Origin of the sequence: Methanococcoides methylutens, assembly GCF_000765475.1 — an archaeon.
GTDB classification, from domain to species: Archaea; Halobacteriota; Methanosarcinia; order Methanosarcinales; family Methanosarcinaceae; genus Methanococcoides; species Methanococcoides methylutens.
Window position 1 is genome coordinate 975788 of sequence record NZ_JRHO01000014.1, and the last position, 19606, is coordinate 995393.

A 19606-nucleotide genomic window follows, 5' to 3' on the forward strand; every position below is an offset into this window, starting at 1 on the left:
TCATATATGCTTTTTTGAGATCACCAGAGTTCTCCTTTGAACATGGAAAGGGTCTTATCATTAGTGCTCTTGTTCAGCTTCTTTATCTTTATGAGGAAATCATGACCGATTTTTTCCGGTTCATCGAACATTGCATCTATTCCCTGTCGCCGGAGATATTCCTTGAACTCTGTTAGAGTATCAAGGCTTTTAACCCTGATCTGCACCTCTTCAGCCACTTTTTCGCCTTTTTCCATATCAGTGATAGCTTCTATCATTGGATTGAGTATGCTTTCCCCAAGCTGAAGGCACCGCTTTTTGAGATCTTCTTCACTTTCTCCCCATTCAAAGGCCTGGAAGCCTTCCCGCACTACCCTTGAAAAAAGATAGTCACGCCCCACATCATTGTAGAACCTGAATGCATGTCTCAGATCTGCACAATTGCTCTGTGAACAGGTATATTTTATGGGGGGGATGTTCATATTTGGGTCTTTGATAACAACACCTTCATGCTCGATCTTTCCGAGTTCCTTGATAATGGCATGTATCTTCCCAGTAGCTTCTTCTTTTGTAAATTCCCCGAAAAGCCTGACCTGTGTGAAACCATATTCTTCTGCCATCTTCCTTCTTTCATTTACAGGCAGAGGTTCACCACTGCCCTTATGCCTTATATCGAAGATAGAGAAATCAAGAGAATCGATATCATAGATATTCTTGGGTACATAAGGATTGTCGGGCCCGACCATTTCCCCGTGAAGGACAAGATCCGGATGGTCATTAAAAAAATCAATGTTCAGAAGGTCCCTCGCTTTTTCGGTGGAATAGGGACAGACATATCCACCGCGTGTGATGGCGGCTATTTTCCCGTCAATAGCTATGGCTCGTACATTAAAGCCATTCATTTTCTCTTCCACACAGATGGTATCAATATCAGAAAATTGGGAATTGATGGCAGGTTCAAGAAGCATGGCCCGCTTTATCTTTGGAAAACCCTTGATCAGCTCAAAACAGCCATCCTTTTGCTAGACAACAGTTCCACTTTCGATCTGTGAAAAAGTGGTCTTAAAACGAAAAAGATGCTGGTACTCTCCCCAGTTCTGCACAAGCTCACGCTTATCCAGCAGTTTCTGGAGTCTGGAAATGGGTATGTCAAGATATTCTGCCATACCCTCTATGTCCAGCTCAATATCTTTACCAGCATCCTGTTGCATAGTTTTCACTTTGCAATGGTGTTCACAAGCGTCCTTCTTGTGATGAGCCCGACCAGATATCCTTCGAGGTTAATAACAGGCACACCACCAATGTTCTCCTCAAGCATCATGTCCTTTACTTCTGATACCGGAGTGTTGGTCTGTACGGTTTTGACCCCCCTCTTCATGATATCCTCTATAATGAGGTTCTTGATACGGGAATCCTGCTTGCTTCCTGAAACCACATCCCTGAAAGCACGCATTGACTTTGCAATATCCTTCTCTGTAACGATCCCCACAAGCTTGTCATCCTCAATAACAGGGAATCTTCCAACATCCTCATCAAGCATTTGATGCCTGACATGGCTTACCCTGTCTCCGGGATGTATAGTTATCGGGTTACTGTTCATAACCTCAGCAGCATACCCGTCGAATGTTACATTTTGAAGAAGTTCAGCAGGTGTGACCCATCCAAGAACGTTCTCATTGTCGCTTACAATGATAACACCGCTTTTTTTAGCCATTAATACGACCGCATCATTGAGATCCATATCAGGCAGAACCTTCACATAGTTGTCTGATACAGCAGTAGCAACATGAAGTGAAGAAGCTGGTTTCGCACCTTTCTTTCGTGTTCCCAGTTGTTCGGTAAGTCCCCTCATGGTGAGAACACCGACCAGATCATTATCATGTGTCACTAATAGGCGACGTGTACTTTTCTTCTCCATCACATCAAGTGCATGTGAGATCGTGTCTGATTTGTCAATTGATGTTGGTTGTACCATTATGTCCTTTACTTGCATGTCTGTCACCTCTTTAACTCATGTTCTTAGTCTATACTTCCTTGCTACACCTTTTATCAGGCTGCCTTCATCACATCTGTTCTGCTGACAATACCAACGATCTCATCGTTCTCAGCAATGGGGATGCCTGTGACGTTCTTATCGATCATGACCTTTGCAGCTTCCGTGATCGGATCACCAACTTCCAGTATTTTTGCGATATTGGCCATTATATCCTCTGCAACAAGTGGAACTGCTTTGACATATCTGTATACCTTTTCACCACCTGATTTTGGTTTTCTTGCCATCTTGATGCTCTTGGATGGGAGTTCTCCCTCATTGTTCGCAAGAACATGGAGTGCAAGTTCCCTTGTGGTGATTATTCCTACGGCTTCACCTGTATCGTCTGTAACAATAAGTTTGCTTACCTTGTTACTTTCCATTTCATCGACCACGTGATTTACTGTGTGGTGCCTGTGCACAAATATAGGGTCAAGTGTCATTATTTCACCAACTTTCTTATCGCTGGGAAGTTCTGACATGTGGCGTACCACGTCAACTCTCGTTACAATTCCAAGAAGTCTTCCGTTGTTGACCACAGGGATATTATTGATATCATTATCGATCATCACCTCAGTGGCCTGGGAAATAGATGCTTCAGGGTAGATCGTGACAGGGTCTTCTGTCATTATCATTTTCACAGGTACCTTGTCGATAGGTCTTCTTCTCCACATGGGTTCTGCCTGTGCAAGACGTCTTCCCAGATCGGACTTCGTGACTATGCCCACCATTTCGTCGCGATCTACAACAACAATAGTGCTTATCTTGTGCCTTAGCATAAGGTTTCTTGCATGTGATACAGGCTCATCCGGTCCCATTACATGGACAGGTGATGTCATAATGTCTGATACTTTCATATCTTATCCTCCTTGTTCCTTTGTTATCCTTGTGGATTCTCATTCATTCAGCCATTGCTCTGAGTATGTCCCTTTCTGTGATTATACCGCAGAGCTTTCCGTTGTCAATTACAGGCAGTGCCCCAACATTATTTTGAACCATAAGCTCGCTTGCTTTCCCAAGATCTGCATCTGATGATACCCAGATAACATCTTTTGAGATCAGTGAGCTGATAGGAGCATCCATTGCTTCATGGATGTTACCGGTGGTGAGCTTTTCAAATGCCTCCCCATTTCCCAGGAAGTGCATTATAGAAGATGCATTGACAACGCCAATTAGAATATCTCCTTTGACCACAGGAAGCCTGCGGAAACGATTCATCACCATTATCTTTGCAGCATCACTAATGGTCATGTTTGCAGGTGCTTTCTCAACCCTTTTGCTCATGTATTCAGCGATAGTTTTGTTGGTAACTATTCCAGCTGTAAATGTCAGAAAATCCTTCTCTGTGCAGATGGCATGTACATGATTTGTACTATCTACGATCGGAAGGCTTCCGATATTGTTCTTGAGCATAAGATCGAAGGCTTCCTTGATATTCCCATCACTGCGGATCGTTGTTACATCATGCTGCATTATTGTGCTGACATCTGTATTGATGGCTGCAAGTAGGTTGCCTTTATGTCTCTTTTCAACAAGTTGGTTCTTATCTCCTCCTCCGAGGAAATCAATAACATCAAAAGAGGTAACGATACCCTCGATCCTATTTGTACCAGCATCAGTAAGGGGGATATGCCTGAAGTTGTTTTTTGTCATGATCTTTATGGCATCGATGATCCGTGTTGTAGGTGGAGCCGTGATAACTTTCCTGGTGGCCACCGACATAATATCTCCTTCATGCTCTGAGATCTTTGTATGAAAATCAAAAGCCCCACGATCCATTGTACCGGAAGTGGTGATCAACACATGATCCTTTTTTTGAACTCTGCTTTTCGTAGGGCTATGTGCTTCAAGTTTCATTTTATCCTCCATATTTTTCGTTCATTTTAATGATGTTCGACTGGCGATACGGGTTCGGGAGTGATCTTAGATTACCCGGAATGATCTCTGGGATTTAGGATACAGACCCGGATTTGACTACTTTATAAATTTGAGTGGAATTTCCTCCATTATTGAACAGGACCAGTTCCCATTACAAATGCCCGTAAGATATCAGTGCGATCCACGATACCTACGATACTACCTTTATCAAGAACTGTCATTCTGCCAACATCGTAATGGAGCATCTTATCTAGACATTCCTTTACCGATGTATCGGAAGACACGGTGTAAACAGGCGTGGACATTATCTTTTCAACTACCGTGGTGTCCTTTGGTTGAGTGCCGTGTCCATCGTTCAGGGCTGTCCTGACGAATCCGGAACGTATTATGTCCATTCTTGTTACCATTCCAATGGGTTCTCTTTTGTCAGAGATCACAGGAAGACCCGAAAAGTTTGATTCTAGCAAAACAGGCCAGACCTTTGTGAGATTTTCCTGTGGTGTACAGGTTATCACATCTGCAGTCATGATGTCAGCTACCGCTGCATCCAGTTTCCTGTCACTGCCAATGTTTCCGAGTATGTCTGAATTACTCAGAATTCCGGTTATCATCCTGTCTTCTGTGGAAACAATGACAGGGCATCGGCCTACTTCCGAATCGAGAAGATGCTTTGCAGCATCCATAATATCTGTTTCCGGAGTTATCAACGGACAATCGTGCATGTACCCTTCAACTGTGACATTTGATCTTGTGGATCTGATGTTGAGAACATCCTTATCCTTGAGGATACCCACTACTTTTTGTTCCTCATCTATTACAGGGAGACCCCTGAGGTAGTGATCTCTCATCAACTGGCGTGCATGGGTGATGCTGTCATGCTCTTTTATGCATACGGCATCTTTGGACATAATCTCATTGACTTTCATAAGAACCCCCGTTCATACGATCATTCAAAGAAGTGGATCAGTCGTAGTAGCCTTCATCTTCCTTACAGTCTTCACATAACATAAGACCGTTAACAGGGCTAAGGCTCTCCACATACGATTCACATCTCTGGCAGACCCCCCTTCCAAATTCAGTCGTTCCAGGAATATCCTGCTCCCGGTTCATCTCTATCAGGTTTTCAAGAATAGTATTCAGACCCGGAGCTACGGTAAGGATATCCCGATCCGTGATAATACCAATGATCTTCTCATCATCGGTAACTGCAAGTCTGCGAATCCTCGATTTGAGCATCATCTCAGACGCTTTGATGACATCTGTGGATGATTTTATTGTTATAATAGGAGATGACATTATCTCCTCAGCAAGCATGGTACTGGGTTTTACATCCTTTGCCATGACCTTGTGAACAATATCCCTTTCAGTGATAATACCTACAGGGTTGTTATCTTTCGAGACAATGAGGCTACCGATATTTTCCTCCTTCATTGTCTGAGCAGCTTCAAGTGCTGTACTTGTAATGTCAAGGACAAGAACGCCCTGTGTCATGATCTCACGCACGACAATATCGTTCAGGAGCTGATCTGCAGGTGCATCAGCCTCGACATCCAATTTGGTCCCAATGACCATACGATATCACCCTCCTATGCTATTGCTTGTGTTCCCACACTACACAAATAACATTCTGACTTAATAGCATATATAGGTGATTGTGATCACAATATGTTGATCCTTGTGCGGTTTCCGGCACTTAGTTCTATTTCGTCGTTAAAGCCTGATTTTGAGTATGCATCAATGATCCGGATAGGGGTATCGATGTCCAGCTCGTCAACAAGAAGTGCATGATCTCCCCACAATGCTATGCGTATACGTCCGGAGTCATCCGAGACATAGATATTTGAGACCATGTTGGTTGTTCCGTCATCCCTGTCAAATTCCCTGAGCTCCCCAAGACCTGAAACTGAACCTTCGATGGAATAGGATTCACCGGGTATTATGTCAGCTATCGGAGTGAAGCTTTCTTTGTATTCTACTTCTGCATTTGTTTTCCTGAGGACGCTATTATTTCCTATCTGGATCTCGACCTGCTGGCTGAAGTTGTTCATTTTGGCATATCCGTTAATGATCTCAACAGCATCATCAAGGTTCAGGGCACTGGCAGAATCTACCTTTTCATCCCATAATGTTACACGTATCTTTCCGGTTTCATCACCAATGAGTATGTTACCGACCCGTCCCTGGCTACCATCTTTCTTCTGGAACGTCCTGACATCTGATATGTCAAGCAACTTTCCGGATACGTTGATGTCTCCCATACCATCCTTGATCTCAGATATCTTCTGTGAGTCCAGCCTGACCTCGATCTCCTGGTCGGTCTTATTCATCACACCATACTTTCCGATGTTGATCTCAGTGCCGGAATATCCATCCTTTGCATAGCCACTGATCTCCATGCAGTCGCCTACTTCCACACTTCCGTTCTTGATAAGCTCAGCACGCTCGTCCCAGAGTGTAAGCCTGATAGAACCTGTCTCATCAGCTACCATGACGTTACCGACCCTTCCGGTGGTGCCATCATTCCTGTTAAACTCACGTACATCAAATACTGAGACTACCTTTGCAACGAAGTTGACATTACCGATCTCAGGGGTAATGTCCTTTATTTTGATAACTTCCTTTGCGGTATCCGTGACCCCAAGGTCATGGGCAACAAGCATTGCCGCCGTCTTAGTATCACAAAGGCCGCTCATCTGATCGACCTTTTCATCGACCTTCTTTCGAAAATCATCTTCGCTGATAATGCCTCCAAGTTTATTGTAGATCTCAGTTATATCGTCCATTTATGACACCTGTGAATAGGTTCTTAGAACATGGGTTCCCAGAACTATTTAGAATATATGTGATATGTAAAGCAATTTGTTCATCCTCTATTCTGCAATAGCGTGAACTCCGATTAAGTTTAATCCGATATGATATAATCCTAACGAAAGATACGTTCTAGTTTTCTTATATCATCTTCAGGAATCATGTTTATATCCGGTTTCCTGTAAACGGGATCGTGGATAAAGTTATATTAACTATTAAATGCATCTGCAATTAGATAGCATGATTCGAAAATGTAAAGAGCATGGATACTTCAGAGGCGAAGTTTGTCCGGATTGCGGCAAAAGTGGCAGGTATGTACTGGATGACGAACGTGAAGAACGCCTTGGAAGGTTCGTTTCAGGTGCCTTGAGACATTTCCCGGATGATGTAGGTCTTACAATGGATAAGCAGGGCTGGGTCGATATGGACCTGCTTTGTGATCTTATGGAACGCCGCTACAGGTGGGCAAGCAGGGAGCGCCTTATATCACTTGTAGAATCTGACGTTAAGAACAGGTATGAGATAACAGATTCCGGAATAAGGGCAAGATACGGTCATTCTGTGGATGTGGAACTGGATTATCCTGAGAATGAATTGCCTTACCTGTACTATGGTGTCAGCCAGGAAGAAGTTGACATGCTTCTTGATGCCGGTATTACCCCTCTCAGGCAGACATACGTGCATCTTAGCACAACTCCTGAAAAAGCTACGGAATCAGCATCAGTTCACACAGAGAATCCGGTTGTACTTGAGATAGATGCGGATGAGGCACAAAATGACGGCATAGAGTTCATGGCCGTTAACGATGACATCGTTCTGACCGAATCTGTACCGCCTGAATATCTGAGCATTGTGGAAATTGAAGATTGAACAATTTTGTTCATCTCACCAATATTTCCATCATATTATCCTTTTTTTGTATCTTGAACTTCACATCAAGGAACTGTTCTGTGACCCAGATGTTCGTTGATGTATGAGATGATATCTCTCTTACTGTTAGTGAACCGCCTTTTGCCAGTCCCATATAGGGTATAAGCTGGTCTGCAAGATGTATATCTACAGAAGAGTGGCTTGAGAGCTCGTTCAGAAGTTCCGTGGCTGCCTGAGAACCGACCTTTTCAGCAGGTAATCCTCTTTTTCCCGGAACATATGCACCTTTCATTCCACAGTATAATGTTATCCCACTTCCTGTGGATGGATATTCGGTACATTCAGTGAGGATGTAGCAGTCATATCCGGCTTTTTCAATTATATCCTTTGCAGAATCTGCCTGACGGTTTGCAACATGCTCAGGAAGGTTTGAGCAGTGAGATATGCCAAGTATATCCCCGGTCTCTTCTGTAAAGTTATAGGGTTTTGGTCCTGATGGGCTTATAGTTGCATGAACAACTCCGCCACCACGGGGATAGTATCCTCTTTTGCGAGTATCTATCTTACATCTGTACCCCATTTTTGACATTGCTTTCAGTGTGACATTCTCAAGGTAATCAATACTTGGAGCCCACGAAACATCTGTCCCTCCGATAATGTTCAGCTCGAGATCAGTTTCAGAATATGCTGCAGCCGGCATGATGCATTGAAGCAGAAGAGCTATGCTGCCGGCGGTGCCAATATCAATATTATAGTAACCCCCCTTCACTTCCTGTGGAAAAAAAGTGACAGTTGTAGAACCAATGCTAACCCCTTCCACAGTGGCACCACAGATAAGGGCAGCTGTTTCTATTGCTTTTACGTGCTGGGCCGAAAGGCCTGGCTTTGGGCGGTTGCTGCGTATGTCAGTGATGTGCACTTCTTTCCCTGTTACTGCTGAAAGTGCCACTGATGTTCTTAATATCTGGCCGCCACCTTCACCGTAGGACCCGTCGATATGGATCATTGGCAGTTCCTCATTTTTGGTACTCCATCAATTCTTTCCATATTATTCCTCATTATTCTCCATTATTGTTCCTCATTTTTCTGTAAGCGTCCTTTACAGCATAGAGAAGAGGGTCTACAACAGTGGCAACAGGTGGTGCATAGCAGGTTTCCATTGTGAGCATTTCATCTACTGTGGTCCTTTTCTTGATCATGAAAGCAAGGCTGTCGATCCGTTCTTTAACTCCGTCTTTGGCTATGACCTGTGCACCCAGAAGATATTGTTCCCTGAAAAGAAGTTTGATGTGGATATCACTGCTGCCCGGATAGAAGGTTGCATGCGTTACTCCTTTGGAATAGCCTGTTACTATCCCGATGTCTTCGGTTTCTGCTTTTCTGGAAGTCAGTCCCACAGAACCGATCAGGAGATCTCCTGCAACATAAACACTGGGTCCGAGAACAGGTCCTAATGTTGTTCCTTTACCACAGATGTTGTCTGCTATTACGGTAGCCATACGTCTTGCTACAGGTGCCAGTTGGATCATGTTTTTCTTTCCTGTGACAAGTTCGGTAACTTCACAGCAGTCTCCTCCGGCAAAGAAATCAGTTGAGAATTTGTTATCGATCCGGACCTGAAGATTATCATTGGTGACCAGACCACCTCTTTCGCCAACGGAAATGCCTGCTTTCTTTGCAATTTCTATGTCAGGAACTATCCCGGTACTAATAATAACTACATCTGCGGGAACTTTTTCTTTTGAAAGGACAACATATTCAGCTTTTTTCTTTCCTTCAATGCTTTTCGGGACTTCTCCTGTAATAAGATCGACCCCTATAGAAGTAAGGTAGCCTTTAACTATCTCCGACATGTCAGTATCGATCAGTCGTGAGAGTACCGAGGAGCTGCGATTGATAAGTTTTGTAGGTATGCCGCGTTTTGCAGTTCCTGCAGCGATTTCTACCCCAATGGCACCAGCTCCGATGACAACAACATTCTCAGCAGAAAGGAGTGCACTTTCTATTTTCATACCATCAGATAGCGTTTGGAGGGTGAATACGCCGTTCAGCTCAAGGGAAGCCTGCAGATGAGAAGGAATGCGATGGGTTCCACCGGTGGCGATGACAAGTTTCTCAAAGCCGATATCCCTGTCCTCCAGTTTTATCTTTTTTTCGTTAAGGTCTATTTCTTTTGCTTCTGTTTCCAGCAGGATATCGATTCCCATTTTATCAAAGAAATCCGGGGTTCTTACGATGAGGGAATCAAAATCCCTTACCTTGCCGGAAAGTTTGAAAGGTATTCCACATTCGCTGTAGGATACATGACTGTCCTTTGAAATGACAACAACAGAAAGATCACGGCACCGCCTTACATGTGTGGCGGTTGACATTCCGGTAGCCCCTCCGCCGAGAATGGCAACATCATATTTTGTAATATCTTTCATAAGATAAGTTCGACAGCCTGGTTAATAGATTTTTGTACAGGACCTGACTAACATTTAGTAATTTTAAAAATATATAGAAAGAGTAACGTATAGAACGAGCAACTTATAGAATAATCAATGCAAAAATGATGTTAAGGGTGTATAAAATAAGCAACAAGAGTTATGTTAAGGATGTATAGAAAAAGATGAAGTTATCGACGAGCGAGTTTGGGGAGTGGGGGGTTATTGTAGCAAAAAATAATGTGTCCCGCTCGTCTTAATGCTGCTACATTATTATTCTATATATACATGTTGGTTAGTCTTGTTGTAAATTTTCACGCAATGATGATTACTATATTTATTTACATTGTTCCTTTCTGATAATGCAAGACAAAATACATTGTTTTCAAATATAAACTTTATTTGTCATGAGAACAATTTAGACTGTTTTATTATAATCGTGTTGCAGAGATATTCTAAAAAGTTGAAAACCACAAGGTTATTAAACTGTAAGAACTAATTAGCCTATTGTGATCGAAGTAAGATCACGTCATAAGTAAAATTTAATTGGTTTATCAAAAATCCCATTGGGTGCTTTATCTAATGGGGGTAAGCAGATCATCAAAATATAATCTGAATCATATTCATGGTCACACTATTGGGAAAATAGTTGTGCCACATCACATAATACAAATATAGGGAGTTATCTAAAGGACCAGGTTTCATTCATATCTTATTGGAATTGAACCACCGGCATCTTAGATCTAGTATCATATTGTTCCATAATCGTTCAAACGGTTCAAGGTAAATAAATGCCGGAACGTTCACAAATAAGGCCATGGCATAGCTACATGCTGAGAATGTAGATCTTTTGCCAGCCATTAGGCGGTCAGGCCTGTGGACTATCCGGATAGTTAATACATTACTTGTTAGTTTGAACAAAGAAGAACCTCCTTAATGGGATTGCTTAAGAACAAGCATCCTGATGGTCAGGATACAGTAGCCGATAAGTAGTTCTTCCCTTGATCTTCGAGATCCTATATTTGTGTTATGTCCGAATGATTCTGTTTTGCTGTTCTGTTTACGTTCGGGTACTGTCTTAAAGGCAACATACCACACACAAATGGAGACTTATATATGCAAAATACTGATACAACTAAATATATCATTCATTCAAAGATCAATGCTGATGGGATAATCGAACGTCCGGATATAGTCGGGGCGATCTTTGGTCAGACCGAGGGTCTGCTGGGTTCAGACCTTGACCTGCGCGACCTGCAGAAAACAGGACGAATTGGCAGGATCGAGGTTTCAGTTGCTGCGAAAGGCGGCAAGACCAGAGGTAACATCTTCATACCATCCAGTCTTGACAGGGTTGAGACATCAATACTTGCAGCATCCCTTGAGACCATCGACAGGGTTGGTCCATGCACTGCAAAGATCGAGGTATCACAGGTCGAAGATGTCCGTGCTACAAAGAGGAGACAGATCATAGACCGTGCAAAATACATTCTCACCGACATGTTCGATGAGAACCTTCCTGAGTCACAGGAAATCGCAGATGAAGTTCGCCAGTCAGTCCGTATCGAAGAGATGGAGTACTATGGCAAGAACAAGATCCCATGTGGTCCAAATGTGCTTGATTCAGATGCCATTGTGGTCGTCGAGGGCAGGGCAGATGTCCTGAACCTTTTGAGATACGGCATTAAGAATACAATTTGTGTTGGCGGGACCAACGTTCCTCCTGAAGTTGCTGAACTTACAAAGAAGAAGACAGTAACTGCATTCACCGATGGTGACCGTGGAGGAAAGCTCATCATTAAAGAGCTTTTGCAGGTTGCAGACATTGATTACATTGCACGTGCTCCTGATGGAAAGAGCGTGGAAGACCTTGTACAAAGGGAGATCGTACGTTCCCTGAGGCAGAAGATCCCTGTGGAGCAGGCTCTTGAAAGCTATAGCATAAAGGGAGAGGTCAAGCCAGCCAAAGAAGAAAAGCCGGCCAAAACAGGCAGGATCACACGTTTGCCAAAGCGCAAGGAAAGAGTTAAAGGTGAGCTTTCAAGGCCATCTGCAAGTGCACAGAAAGTGGAAAAGAAGGCAGAACGTTCTGAGGAAGAGCCTAAACAGGTAAAACCGGCAAGAAAAGTTCAGCCAGCTAAACCAGCTAAACCAGCTCAGATATCTCCGCAGGCCCGCAGGTTCAAGCCTCATTCCGATGCACTTCTCGGTACTCTTGGAGCCAGGCTTCTGGATTCAAAGGATGAGGTAATTGAGGAGACCGCAGTCCGCGATCTTGTCAACACTCTCAAAGAGACCAGTGATAGCATCAAGACAGTTGTTTTTGATGGTGTAGTAACGCAGCGCATCCTTGACATCGCATCAGACAAAGGTATCGAGAACCTTATTGGTGTAAAGAAAGGTAATATTGCTAAGAGTCCTGCGACCGTCAATGTTCTAACAGCAGCAGATTTCTAATCTTTTAAGAGGGTTTACCCTCTTTTACTTCTCTTTTTTCTTTTTTCCCCCTATTGTGCATTATTATTCATAAAAATTAAATCGAAAAAGGTTTATATAATGGCAAGGAAATGCATTGCCGCGAAAAATGGTTTTATTTGAGTTTTTAGTTTATTATATTGCAGCCCGCTCTTACGCAGTGCTGTCGTATAAAAAATGAATATGGATAAAAACCATGCACAAAGATGAATTGATTCAATTGCATACATTGCTGGCTCAAATAAAGAGGCATCTGGAAACCCAGGATACTGATCATGACTTTTCTGAGTACCAGTCGCTTGCCATAAGTCCTGTGCACATCCATCGAAGCAAGGCAGAGCACAAACATGCTATATTCGTACTTGGTAACCATCTTGCATCAATAATGTCAGAAGATGAGCTTTCAGGTATTGGCAGGACCTCCACCAGAATGCAGGAATTTGCAAAACGTACCAGCAGGAATGTTTCCGGTAGCAACAATTAAGTGCTGTCGGGTGGCCTGATCTCATTTCAGGTGTAAAACATATCCTTAAAGGCTAGCTTGGATGCTGTTGACCCAGCAGAGAGGAGAAAGCTGCTTCTTCATTATGATGGCATTCTCTCCGTCTGAATAGTATCTATGTTCCACCCAGCATGCTATGAATCCCATGTCCTGATATAGCTTTTTAGCTATGTGGTTGCTGGTTCTTACTTCAAGGGTGGCAGACTTTAATCCCTGCTGCTGGAACGCGTTCAGTATGGTTTGCATAAGCTGGCTTCCGATTCTCCTTCCTTTATACTCTTCTTTAACTGCCAGTGAAAAGACACGGCCTTCTGTAACTGCAGATCGATATCCTATGACAAAACCCACGACCCTGTTGTTAATGGAGGCGACAAAGAACCCGTCTTTGTTCATTTCATAGAAATTCATATAGACAAAAGGATTGTGTTCTGTGAAAGCCTCCATTTCAATGTTCAGAACATCTTCAAAATCATAAGGTTCAAACTGTCTGATGATCATCAGGAAATATAATGTTCTTTTTCTTAAAAAGAATATTGAAAAAAAGAAGAAAAGGATCTTGAAGATCAATCCTTATCCTTATCTTTATCAGCTTTTTTTATGTGACGCAGATCAACAGCTATACCTCTTGTGGAGGCAACCATTTCTTTCCCGTTCATCATGGCACGCCCTACTCCGATAGCTTTACTTCCTTTGACAAGGACCTCGTCACCGGTCCGGATCCTCTCATCAGCATCAATAACACCTGGTGCAAGCAAAGAGCCTCTTGGGAGGAAATCATCGATAGTTACAGTGTAGCCTTCATAATCATCTGATGCGGCAAGCAGACGGGTACCATCGATAGTAAGTGCTATTATCCCATATTGTGGTATCAGTGTAGCTATCTGTTTCTTGTCTATGAACACCTGGTGTTTTGGGAATGGTGCCTTTATCTTTGATCTGTCAGGAACAAGTAACTCTCCTGCACCCGGACCGAACTGGTAGTCTGCAATAGCGCGCATCAGGTCACTTCTTGGTTTGTTCTGTCCAAATTCTCCTTCTGCAACGATACCTGATACGGTGTTCTTGAGGTTGTCAAGGGATTCGTAGGAGGTCACATTGCCTGAGCTTGTATAGATGATCTCAATTCCAAGTTCCTTTGAAACGATCTCACAGATCTCCCTGTATGCTTCTTCCACATGGGCTATGATATGTGAATATTTGTTCTTTGAAAGATACTCAGAGAGACATGATGATACCCATTTTATCTCTTCAGCATCCCAGTACCCGGTCACAACGGTATCATAATGAGATGCAGGATAGGTAAGTTCGAGTTCCCTTGGTACAACTCCGAGTGGAGATGTGATTATTACTTCATGGACGTATCTGCGGTTCTTTCCCAGTGATCTTATGAACTTGCTATGTGAGTTCGAGATTGAATATGGCTTTTTGGCAGAACATGGCAACAGGACCAGAATATCGGTTTCAGGAGGGGTGTATCTTTCATGTATCCTTCTGGCAAATCGAACGACCTCAGGCCTGGTCATTGATTCGGAAGTTGTTGCAAGCAGCTGGTTGGAACGTGCAAGGGGTGCATGTTCTTCCATGTAACCATATTGAGTATCGAAAAGTCTCAGGAGTCCTGCAAGCCAGGGCTCTACACGACACTGGCCTTCCACATATTCACGCAGGTTGCCCGCGCGTATCCTCTCTCTTGCCAGGACAACCTCTGCTTCAAGCATGTTGCAGTTGTGCCTTGTTAATATCTCAGCACGATCTGCTTTTGGCATTTCCCTGAGCTCTTCCAGTGTTATGGGAGCACAGGCGTCACACCTGCATGGAAGTTCGGCCATAGAGTCGACAAAGTAGCTTCCTGATGTAGTAAGATAAATGTCATTGTACCCGGCCACAGTGGCACGAGTGTTATCAACAATATCGATGCCAAGGTAGATCAGCATGGCAGCATTTGCAGGTGTGCAAAGGTTCGGGACATAGAGAGCAGTATCAGGGGCTATTTTTTCCCTGATCTCAATTATCCTTTGCATGAACTTCCTGGCATTGCCCTGGAAGGAACCTGCTCCTTCCATAATGTAAAGGTCTGCTTTCTTTACATCCTGGCCATGTCGGTAAATGCGTCCAATAGGGCCGGTAGCTTCCATATCGATCTTCTTTGCAATCGTCTCTGCCACATCACCCGGCACATCCGGTGTGAGGTCCTGATGCGGCAAAATGAGGATCGTATCATCACCGGAAAGCTCGCGTATCTTCCGGATATTTTCCAAAGCTTCTTCTGCAGAAAGGTCCCACATGGACCCGGCATCTGCAAAAGGACCTGCTGGGTCTTTGAGTGATACCGTATCAATTATGTGCGGCGTCCTGATAGGTGTTGAAAGGAGAATTTTTCCAATACGGGCAGCACCATCCCGCTGTTCTACCTCAAAATATGATGTCATGTTTCCCTAATATGCTTAAGGTAGATGTAAATCTTTTCTACCGGATCTGAGTGATATTTGCCAAAGATCCGGCAAATTTGTTTCAAATACCCAAACGTTTATTTTGAAAAAGGTTGCAGGGTATGTTAATGCTCAAGAAACAACTGGAAGCCATTGTTGGAGAGGAAAATGTCTCAACAAGGTCCTCAGAGCTTTATTGTTATTCTTTTGATGCCTCTCAGGTAAAAGGGAAAGCTGATGCCGTTGTCCGACCTCATAATTCCGAACAGGTCGCATCTGTTGTCAGACTGGCAGGTGAGCTTGGGTTGCCTGTAGTGGCAAGAGGTGCAGGTTCCGGCCTTTGCGGAGGTGCTGTTCCCGTAGATGGTGGGATCGTACTTGACATGTCCTCAATGGATCGTATTGTTGAAATTGACACTGATAATCTCCAGGTTACCGTGGAGCCTGGAGTTGTGCACGAGAAACTGAATCAGGCACTTTCTCCCTATGGTTTTTTCTTTCCGCCGGATCCCGGGAGCACTGCCATGTGCACCATTGGCGGGCTAATGGCGAACAACGGAAGCGGGATGCGTTCCGTAAAATACGGTACAACAAGGAACTATGTGCTTGACCTTGAGGTCGTTATGGCAGACGGGAAGATAGTGAGGACCGGCTCAAGGACGCTCAAGACCGCATCCGGATACGATCTGACCGACCTTATGATCGGTTCGGAAGGGACACTTGGAATTATCACCCGGGCAGTTCTAAGAATGCACCCTCTTCCAAGGGCACGCAGTGTAATACTGGCTTCTTTTGGTAATACTGCCCTCGCCGGCAAAACAGTGGTAAAGATACTATCAGCAGGAATTATACCTTCGGCATGTGAGATCCTTGACAGCACTGCAATAGAGACTGTCCGCAGATATGATCCCACTGTGGAGCTTCCTGATGCAGGAGCTATTCTGCTTATAGAGGTTGACGGAATGGAGAGTGCTGTGAAGGAAGAGGCAGATACTGTCGGAAATGTTTGTTCTGAGCTTGCTTCTGCAATAAAGGTGGCTTCAACTGCAGATGAAAGTTCTCGTCTCTGGAATGCGCGCAGGCTTGTGGGTGCTGCTATATCCAGGATCGACCCGAAACGAACCCGTGTCTATGTCGGGGAGGATATAGGGGTCCCCATAAAGGAGCTTCCCGGAATGCTGGAATATGTTCGCTCATTATCAGAGGAGTTTAACATACCGATAATGACATACGGACATATCGGTGACGGGAACCTTCACACAGGTATGACAATCGATATGCTGGATGAAAATGCAATGGAGCATGTCAATACTGTAGCTGACAGGATATACAGGCGTGTTATCGATGTAGGCGGTACTGTAAGTGCTGAACATGGGGTGGGAAAGGCGCGTGCAGGCTATATGGAGCTGGAACACCCGACCTCGATGTATGTGATGCGACAGATCAAGAATGCACTTGATCCTCAGGGGATATTGAATCCGGGAAAGATGGGGTTGTGATCATGGAGGATGAACAGTTAAGGTCAATACTCAAATGCGTTCGTTGCGGAACGTGCCGTTCGGTGTGTCCTATATTTGAAGAGCTCGGATGGGAATCTTTCAGCACCAGGGGAAGGATGATGATCGCAAAAGGGATCTCTGAGGGAATGGAACTTGATGAGAGTATTATTGATAGCATCAATACCTGCACTACATGTGGCATATGTGAGGAGATGTGTCCTGCAGGAGCAATGCCCCCTGATGTCTTTGAAAATATAAGGCATGAAATTGTGGAAATGGGCAAGGAAACAGAGACCCAAAGGTACCTGCGTGAGAACACGCTTTCCACAGGTAATCCGATGAATGAAACCCATTCCAGACTTGGGTGGTTAATGGAGCAACGCGATATGCCGGAACACGCTGAGAATGTGTATTTTGTTGGTTGCCTTGGGTCTTACCGATATCAGGAAACTGTACTTAGGACATACGACCTTATCAGCCACCTTGATGTGACAGTTCTTCCCGATGAGGTCTGTTGCGGTTCCCCTCTTCTGAGAACAGGGTCTGATGCAACTGAACTAATAGCGCATAATGTCAGGCAGATGGAAAAAGCAGGTGCTCATACCATAATAGCCAGCTGTGCGGGCTGCTACAATACTCTCAAAAATGACTACCCTGACAGGTTCAATGTTGTTCATATAACAGAATTCCTGGAAGAGAATCTGGATAAATTGGAACTTGACAGGCTTGATATAACTGTAACATATCATGACCCATGCCACCTTGGAAGGGCAAACAGGATATTTGATGCCCCAAGAAAATTGATAAACGCTGTTTGTGAGCTCAGGGAAATGAGGACATCCAGAGAGAATGCCAGATGTTGTGGAGGCGGGGGAGGAGTTCGTAAAGGTTACCCTGAACTCTCAAAAGCGCTTACAGAAAAAAGAGTTGCAGAAATTCCTGAAGGCGTGGATTACATTGTAACGTGTTGTCCATTATGCCGTACCAATATGGAACCATTTAGTAAAGTTCCGGTGATCGATCTTCTGGACCTTCTGACATGGGCGCAAAAAAAGAAAAGAGAATAAAGAAAAAAGAACTACGGAGTAAAAAGGCAGGAATAAAAAAGGAAAATGATATGCAGGTGTTTTTTTATTCGAATTAAGGTCCTATGATCGCGGATCTTGCCTTATTTGCTGATAGTTTTCTCATTTTCAAATGCTGGTAACCGGACATGGATCTCAGTTCCATTCCCTGTTTTAGTATCGATGCCCATATCACCTTTGTGTGCGCTTATGATCTTCTTACAGATGATCAGGCCGTAATCCCGGTTAGTGCAACAGATATCACTTTCACTGGCATCTTCCGGAATATCGGTGCAAAACTGGCAGAGTATATCGTTTGGAATTCCCGGTCCTGAATCTCGTACAATGATATGCACAATTCCATTCTCTTCTGAAGATGACACCGATACCGTTTCTCCTGCAGGAGTGAATTTTATTGCATTGTCAAGCAGGTGTATTAGCACAGATTCGATATATTTGCTATTGCCTTTCACTATTGGCAATGTTTCAGGTATCTCTTTTTTGAATTCAATGCCTTTATGCTCTATATTGGAGAGCATGCTGGCAGCTATGCTTTCCAGCATCTCTTTGAGGTCTATGAGGCTAAATGTATATTTTATAGTTTCATTTTGCATGTCGCTGACATAGAACAGTGATTCTATCAAATGTCGAAGACGTTCTGAGTTATGGACAACAGTTTTCATGGTCTTCTTTTGATGCTCGTTCAACTCACCCAGACGCTCATTGTATAGAAGTTCACTAAATCCTTTTATCGATATCAGAGGGGTTCGAAGTTCGTGGTTGATGTTTGCCAGGAACTCATCCTTCATCTTATGGGAAAGACGAAGCTTCTCATTTGCCTTTGTGAGCTCTTCTTCCATGTTCGCTCTTTCGGTGTTGTCTTCACCTGAGCGGATCATGCCGATGATCTTTCCTTCCTCATCCTTTAAGATCACATCATGCCAGAGTATCAGTCTTTTTTCTGTGGTCCCATCGCTGTTCCTTGTCAATAGCGGCAGTTCATGGAATTCAGGCAGTTCTCTTTTACCTTCAAATATCTGGAATAGTTCTTTTTTCTGGATATCTTTCGTATCTTCCGGGAAGAAATCGGTCAGGCTTTTTCCTATAATGTCCTCTTTCTTCCATCCCAGCAAGTTACAAGCTTTCTTATTGGCAAAATCGATGCTTGAATCTTTATCAAGTATTATTATAATGGAACCTATGACATCAAGGTACTGGGAGGCCTGATTTCGTTCTTTGATAACTTTATCCTGCAAATGTTTGATCTTTAACAACGCTTTCACACGTGTAGTGATCTCCATATAACTGACCGGTTTGTTAACGAAGTCATCAGCTCCTTCTTCAAGGCTTTTTATCTTTTCATCCTTTTTATCGGGAGTTGCAATAATGACGATTGGTATGAGCTTTGTACTTTCGTTGCTCTTCAGTATCCTGCATATCTCATGAGCAGGAATGTCCTTTATCATGTTATCAAGCAGGATGAGGTCCGGTTCATTATCAATGGCTTTTTGGAGTCCTTCGTTTCCGGAAGATGATCTGATGATATCCTGTTCAGAGATAAGAATGGATTCCAGAAGCTCGACATTGCGGCCTTCGCTGTCGATGATGAGTATCTTTGATCTTTCTTTCTGGTTCATTCCTTTC

Annotated in this window: 18 protein-coding genes; 5 read left to right on the top strand and 13 right to left on the bottom strand. The window is 43.7% G+C overall.

Annotated elements, in window-relative coordinates; all coding sequences use genetic code 11:
• Window positions 1-20 precede the first annotated feature (20 nt).
• The 8 genes from LI82_RS11980 to LI82_RS12010 form a co-directional block, all read right to left on the bottom strand.
• Window positions 21-980 (bottom strand): RNA ligase, encoded by a 960-nt coding sequence (locus LI82_RS11980; protein WP_330217388.1) that lies wholly within the window; start codon window positions 978-980, stop codon window positions 21-23.
• A gap of 21 nt (window positions 981-1001) precedes the next feature.
• Window positions 1002-1190 carry a hypothetical protein gene (locus LI82_RS13650; RefSeq protein ID WP_330217385.1) on the bottom strand — a complete coding sequence of 63 codons (189 nt, stop codon included), beginning with the start codon at window positions 1188-1190 and terminating at the stop codon, window positions 1002-1004.
• A 5-nt stretch (window positions 1191-1195) separates the two neighbouring features.
• The gene (locus tag LI82_RS11985; RefSeq protein ID WP_048196060.1) at window positions 1196-1972 is read right to left on the bottom strand and encodes a CBS domain-containing protein; all 777 of its coding nucleotides are present in this window, start codon (window positions 1970-1972) and stop codon (window positions 1196-1198) included.
• Window positions 1973-2028: 56 nt separating this feature from the next.
• Window positions 2029-2868 carry a CBS domain-containing protein gene (locus LI82_RS11990; RefSeq protein ID WP_048196062.1) on the bottom strand — a complete coding sequence of 280 codons (840 nt, stop codon included), beginning with the start codon at window positions 2866-2868 and terminating at the stop codon, window positions 2029-2031.
• A gap of 43 nt (window positions 2869-2911) precedes the next feature.
• Window positions 2912-3868 (bottom strand): CBS domain-containing protein, encoded by a 957-nt coding sequence (locus LI82_RS11995; protein ID WP_048196064.1) that lies wholly within the window; start codon window positions 3866-3868, stop codon window positions 2912-2914.
• A gap of 149 nt (window positions 3869-4017) precedes the next feature.
• Entirely contained in the window at window positions 4018-4815 is a 798-nt protein-coding gene (locus LI82_RS12000) for a CBS domain-containing protein (RefSeq protein ID WP_048196066.1), read from the bottom strand.
• A 37-nt stretch (window positions 4816-4852) separates the two neighbouring features.
• A complete protein-coding gene (locus tag LI82_RS12005; protein ID WP_048196068.1) occupies window positions 4853-5461 on the bottom strand; it encodes a CBS domain-containing protein in 609 nt (202 codons plus the stop codon).
• Between the two features lie 86 nt (window positions 5462-5547).
• Entirely contained in the window at window positions 5548-6672 is a 1125-nt protein-coding gene (locus tag LI82_RS12010) for an OB-fold nucleic acid binding domain-containing protein (RefSeq protein ID WP_048196069.1), read from the bottom strand.
• A gap of 265 nt (window positions 6673-6937) precedes the next feature.
• Here LI82_RS12010 and LI82_RS12015 point away from each other — a divergent pair, with 265 nt between their 5' ends.
• Complete coding sequence (locus LI82_RS12015) at window positions 6938-7567, top strand: RNA 2'-phosphotransferase (RefSeq protein ID WP_048196072.1); 630 nt, start codon at window positions 6938-6940, stop codon at window positions 7565-7567.
• Window positions 7568-7577: 10 nt separating this feature from the next.
• On the opposite strand, the gene rtcA is transcribed toward LI82_RS12015, so the two are convergent.
• Complete coding sequence (rtcA, locus tag LI82_RS12020) at window positions 7578-8573, bottom strand: RNA 3'-terminal phosphate cyclase (RefSeq protein ID WP_048196073.1); 996 nt, start codon at window positions 8571-8573, stop codon at window positions 7578-7580.
• A 52-nt stretch (window positions 8574-8625) separates the two neighbouring features.
• Complete coding sequence (locus LI82_RS12025) at window positions 8626-9993, bottom strand: FAD-dependent oxidoreductase (RefSeq protein WP_048196075.1); 1368 nt, start codon at window positions 9991-9993, stop codon at window positions 8626-8628.
• Between the two features lie 1116 nt (window positions 9994-11109).
• Here LI82_RS12025 and dnaG point away from each other — a divergent pair.
• Window positions 11110-12450, top strand: coding sequence for a DNA primase DnaG (gene dnaG / locus LI82_RS12030; protein ID WP_048196077.1), 1341 nt, complete (start codon window positions 11110-11112; stop codon window positions 12448-12450).
• 214 nt (window positions 12451-12664) lie between these two features.
• On the top strand, window positions 12665-12952 hold the full coding sequence (locus LI82_RS12035) for a UPF0058 family protein (protein ID WP_048196078.1): 288 nt from the start codon (window positions 12665-12667) through the stop codon (window positions 12950-12952).
• A gap of 45 nt (window positions 12953-12997) precedes the next feature.
• Here LI82_RS12035 and rimI read toward each other — a convergent pair whose 3' ends face one another.
• Window positions 12998-13468 (bottom strand): ribosomal protein S18-alanine N-acetyltransferase, encoded by a 471-nt coding sequence (rimI, locus tag LI82_RS12040; RefSeq protein WP_048196334.1) that lies wholly within the window; start codon window positions 13466-13468, stop codon window positions 12998-13000.
• Window positions 13469-13533: 65 nt separating this feature from the next.
• Window positions 13534-15399, bottom strand: coding sequence for an archaeosine synthase subunit alpha (gene arcS / locus LI82_RS12045; protein ID WP_048196079.1), 1866 nt, complete (start codon window positions 15397-15399; stop codon window positions 13534-13536).
• Between the two features lie 128 nt (window positions 15400-15527).
• Between arcS and LI82_RS12050 the strand changes: the two genes are divergently transcribed.
• Both LI82_RS12050 and LI82_RS12055 read left to right on the top strand, forming a co-directional pair.
• Window positions 15528-16898: an FAD-binding oxidoreductase gene (locus LI82_RS12050; protein WP_081955836.1), complete on the top strand. Its 1371-nt coding sequence runs from the start codon at window positions 15528-15530 to the stop codon at window positions 16896-16898.
• Between the two features lie 2 nt (window positions 16899-16900).
• Complete coding sequence (locus tag LI82_RS12055; RefSeq protein WP_048196082.1) at window positions 16901-17965, top strand: (Fe-S)-binding protein; 1065 nt, start codon at window positions 16901-16903, stop codon at window positions 17963-17965.
• Between the two features lie 101 nt (window positions 17966-18066).
• On the opposite strand, the gene LI82_RS12630 is transcribed toward LI82_RS12055, so the two are convergent.
• Complete coding sequence (locus LI82_RS12630) at window positions 18067-19599, bottom strand: hybrid sensor histidine kinase/response regulator (RefSeq protein WP_052402932.1); 1533 nt, start codon at window positions 19597-19599, stop codon at window positions 18067-18069.
• Window positions 19600-19606 lie beyond the last annotated feature (7 nt).

What these genes read in the sequence shown, in the direction of transcription:
- LI82_RS11990 (WP_048196062.1), bottom strand. Translation starts at nt 2,868, where the DNA reads ATGAAAGTATCAGACATTATGACATCACCTGTCCATGTAATGGGACCG.
- LI82_RS12050 (WP_081955836.1), top strand. Translation starts at nt 15,528, where the DNA reads ATGCTCAAGAAACAACTGGAAGCCATTGTTGGAGAGGAAAATGTCTCA.
- dnaG (WP_048196077.1), top strand. Translation starts at nt 11,110, where the DNA reads ATGCAAAATACTGATACAACTAAATATATCATTCATTCAAAGATCAAT.
- LI82_RS12055 (WP_048196082.1), top strand. Translation starts at nt 16,901, where the DNA reads ATGGAGGATGAACAGTTAAGGTCAATACTCAAATGCGTTCGTTGCGGA.
- LI82_RS12630 (WP_052402932.1), bottom strand. Translation starts at nt 19,599, where the DNA reads ATGAACCAGAAAGAAAGATCAAAGATACTCATCATCGACAGCGAAGGC.
- LI82_RS12010 (WP_048196069.1), bottom strand. Translation starts at nt 6,672, where the DNA reads ATGGACGATATAACTGAGATCTACAATAAACTTGGAGGCATTATCAGC.
- LI82_RS12035 (WP_048196078.1), top strand. Translation starts at nt 12,665, where the DNA reads ATGCACAAAGATGAATTGATTCAATTGCATACATTGCTGGCTCAAATA.
- LI82_RS13650 (WP_330217385.1), bottom strand. Translation starts at nt 1,190, where the DNA reads ATGCAACAGGATGCTGGTAAAGATATTGAGCTGGACATAGAGGGTATG.
- LI82_RS11995 (WP_048196064.1), bottom strand. Translation starts at nt 3,868, where the DNA reads ATGAAACTTGAAGCACATAGCCCTACGAAAAGCAGAGTTCAAAAAAAG.
- LI82_RS12025 (WP_048196075.1), bottom strand. Translation starts at nt 9,993, where the DNA reads ATGAAAGATATTACAAAATATGATGTTGCCATTCTCGGCGGAGGGGCT.
- arcS (WP_048196079.1), bottom strand. Translation starts at nt 15,399, where the DNA reads ATGACATCATATTTTGAGGTAGAACAGCGGGATGGTGCTGCCCGTATT.
- LI82_RS11985 (WP_048196060.1), bottom strand. Translation starts at nt 1,972, where the DNA reads ATGCAAGTAAAGGACATAATGGTACAACCAACATCAATTGACAAATCA.
- rimI (WP_048196334.1), bottom strand. Translation starts at nt 13,468, where the DNA reads ATGATCATCAGACAGTTTGAACCTTATGATTTTGAAGATGTTCTGAAC.
- rtcA (WP_048196073.1), bottom strand. Translation starts at nt 8,573, where the DNA reads ATGATCCATATCGACGGGTCCTACGGTGAAGGTGGCGGCCAGATATTA.
- LI82_RS12005 (WP_048196068.1), bottom strand. Translation starts at nt 5,461, where the DNA reads ATGGTCATTGGGACCAAATTGGATGTCGAGGCTGATGCACCTGCAGAT.
- LI82_RS12000 (WP_048196066.1), bottom strand. Translation starts at nt 4,815, where the DNA reads ATGAAAGTCAATGAGATTATGTCCAAAGATGCCGTATGCATAAAAGAG.
- LI82_RS12015 (WP_048196072.1), top strand. Translation starts at nt 6,938, where the DNA reads ATGATTCGAAAATGTAAAGAGCATGGATACTTCAGAGGCGAAGTTTGT.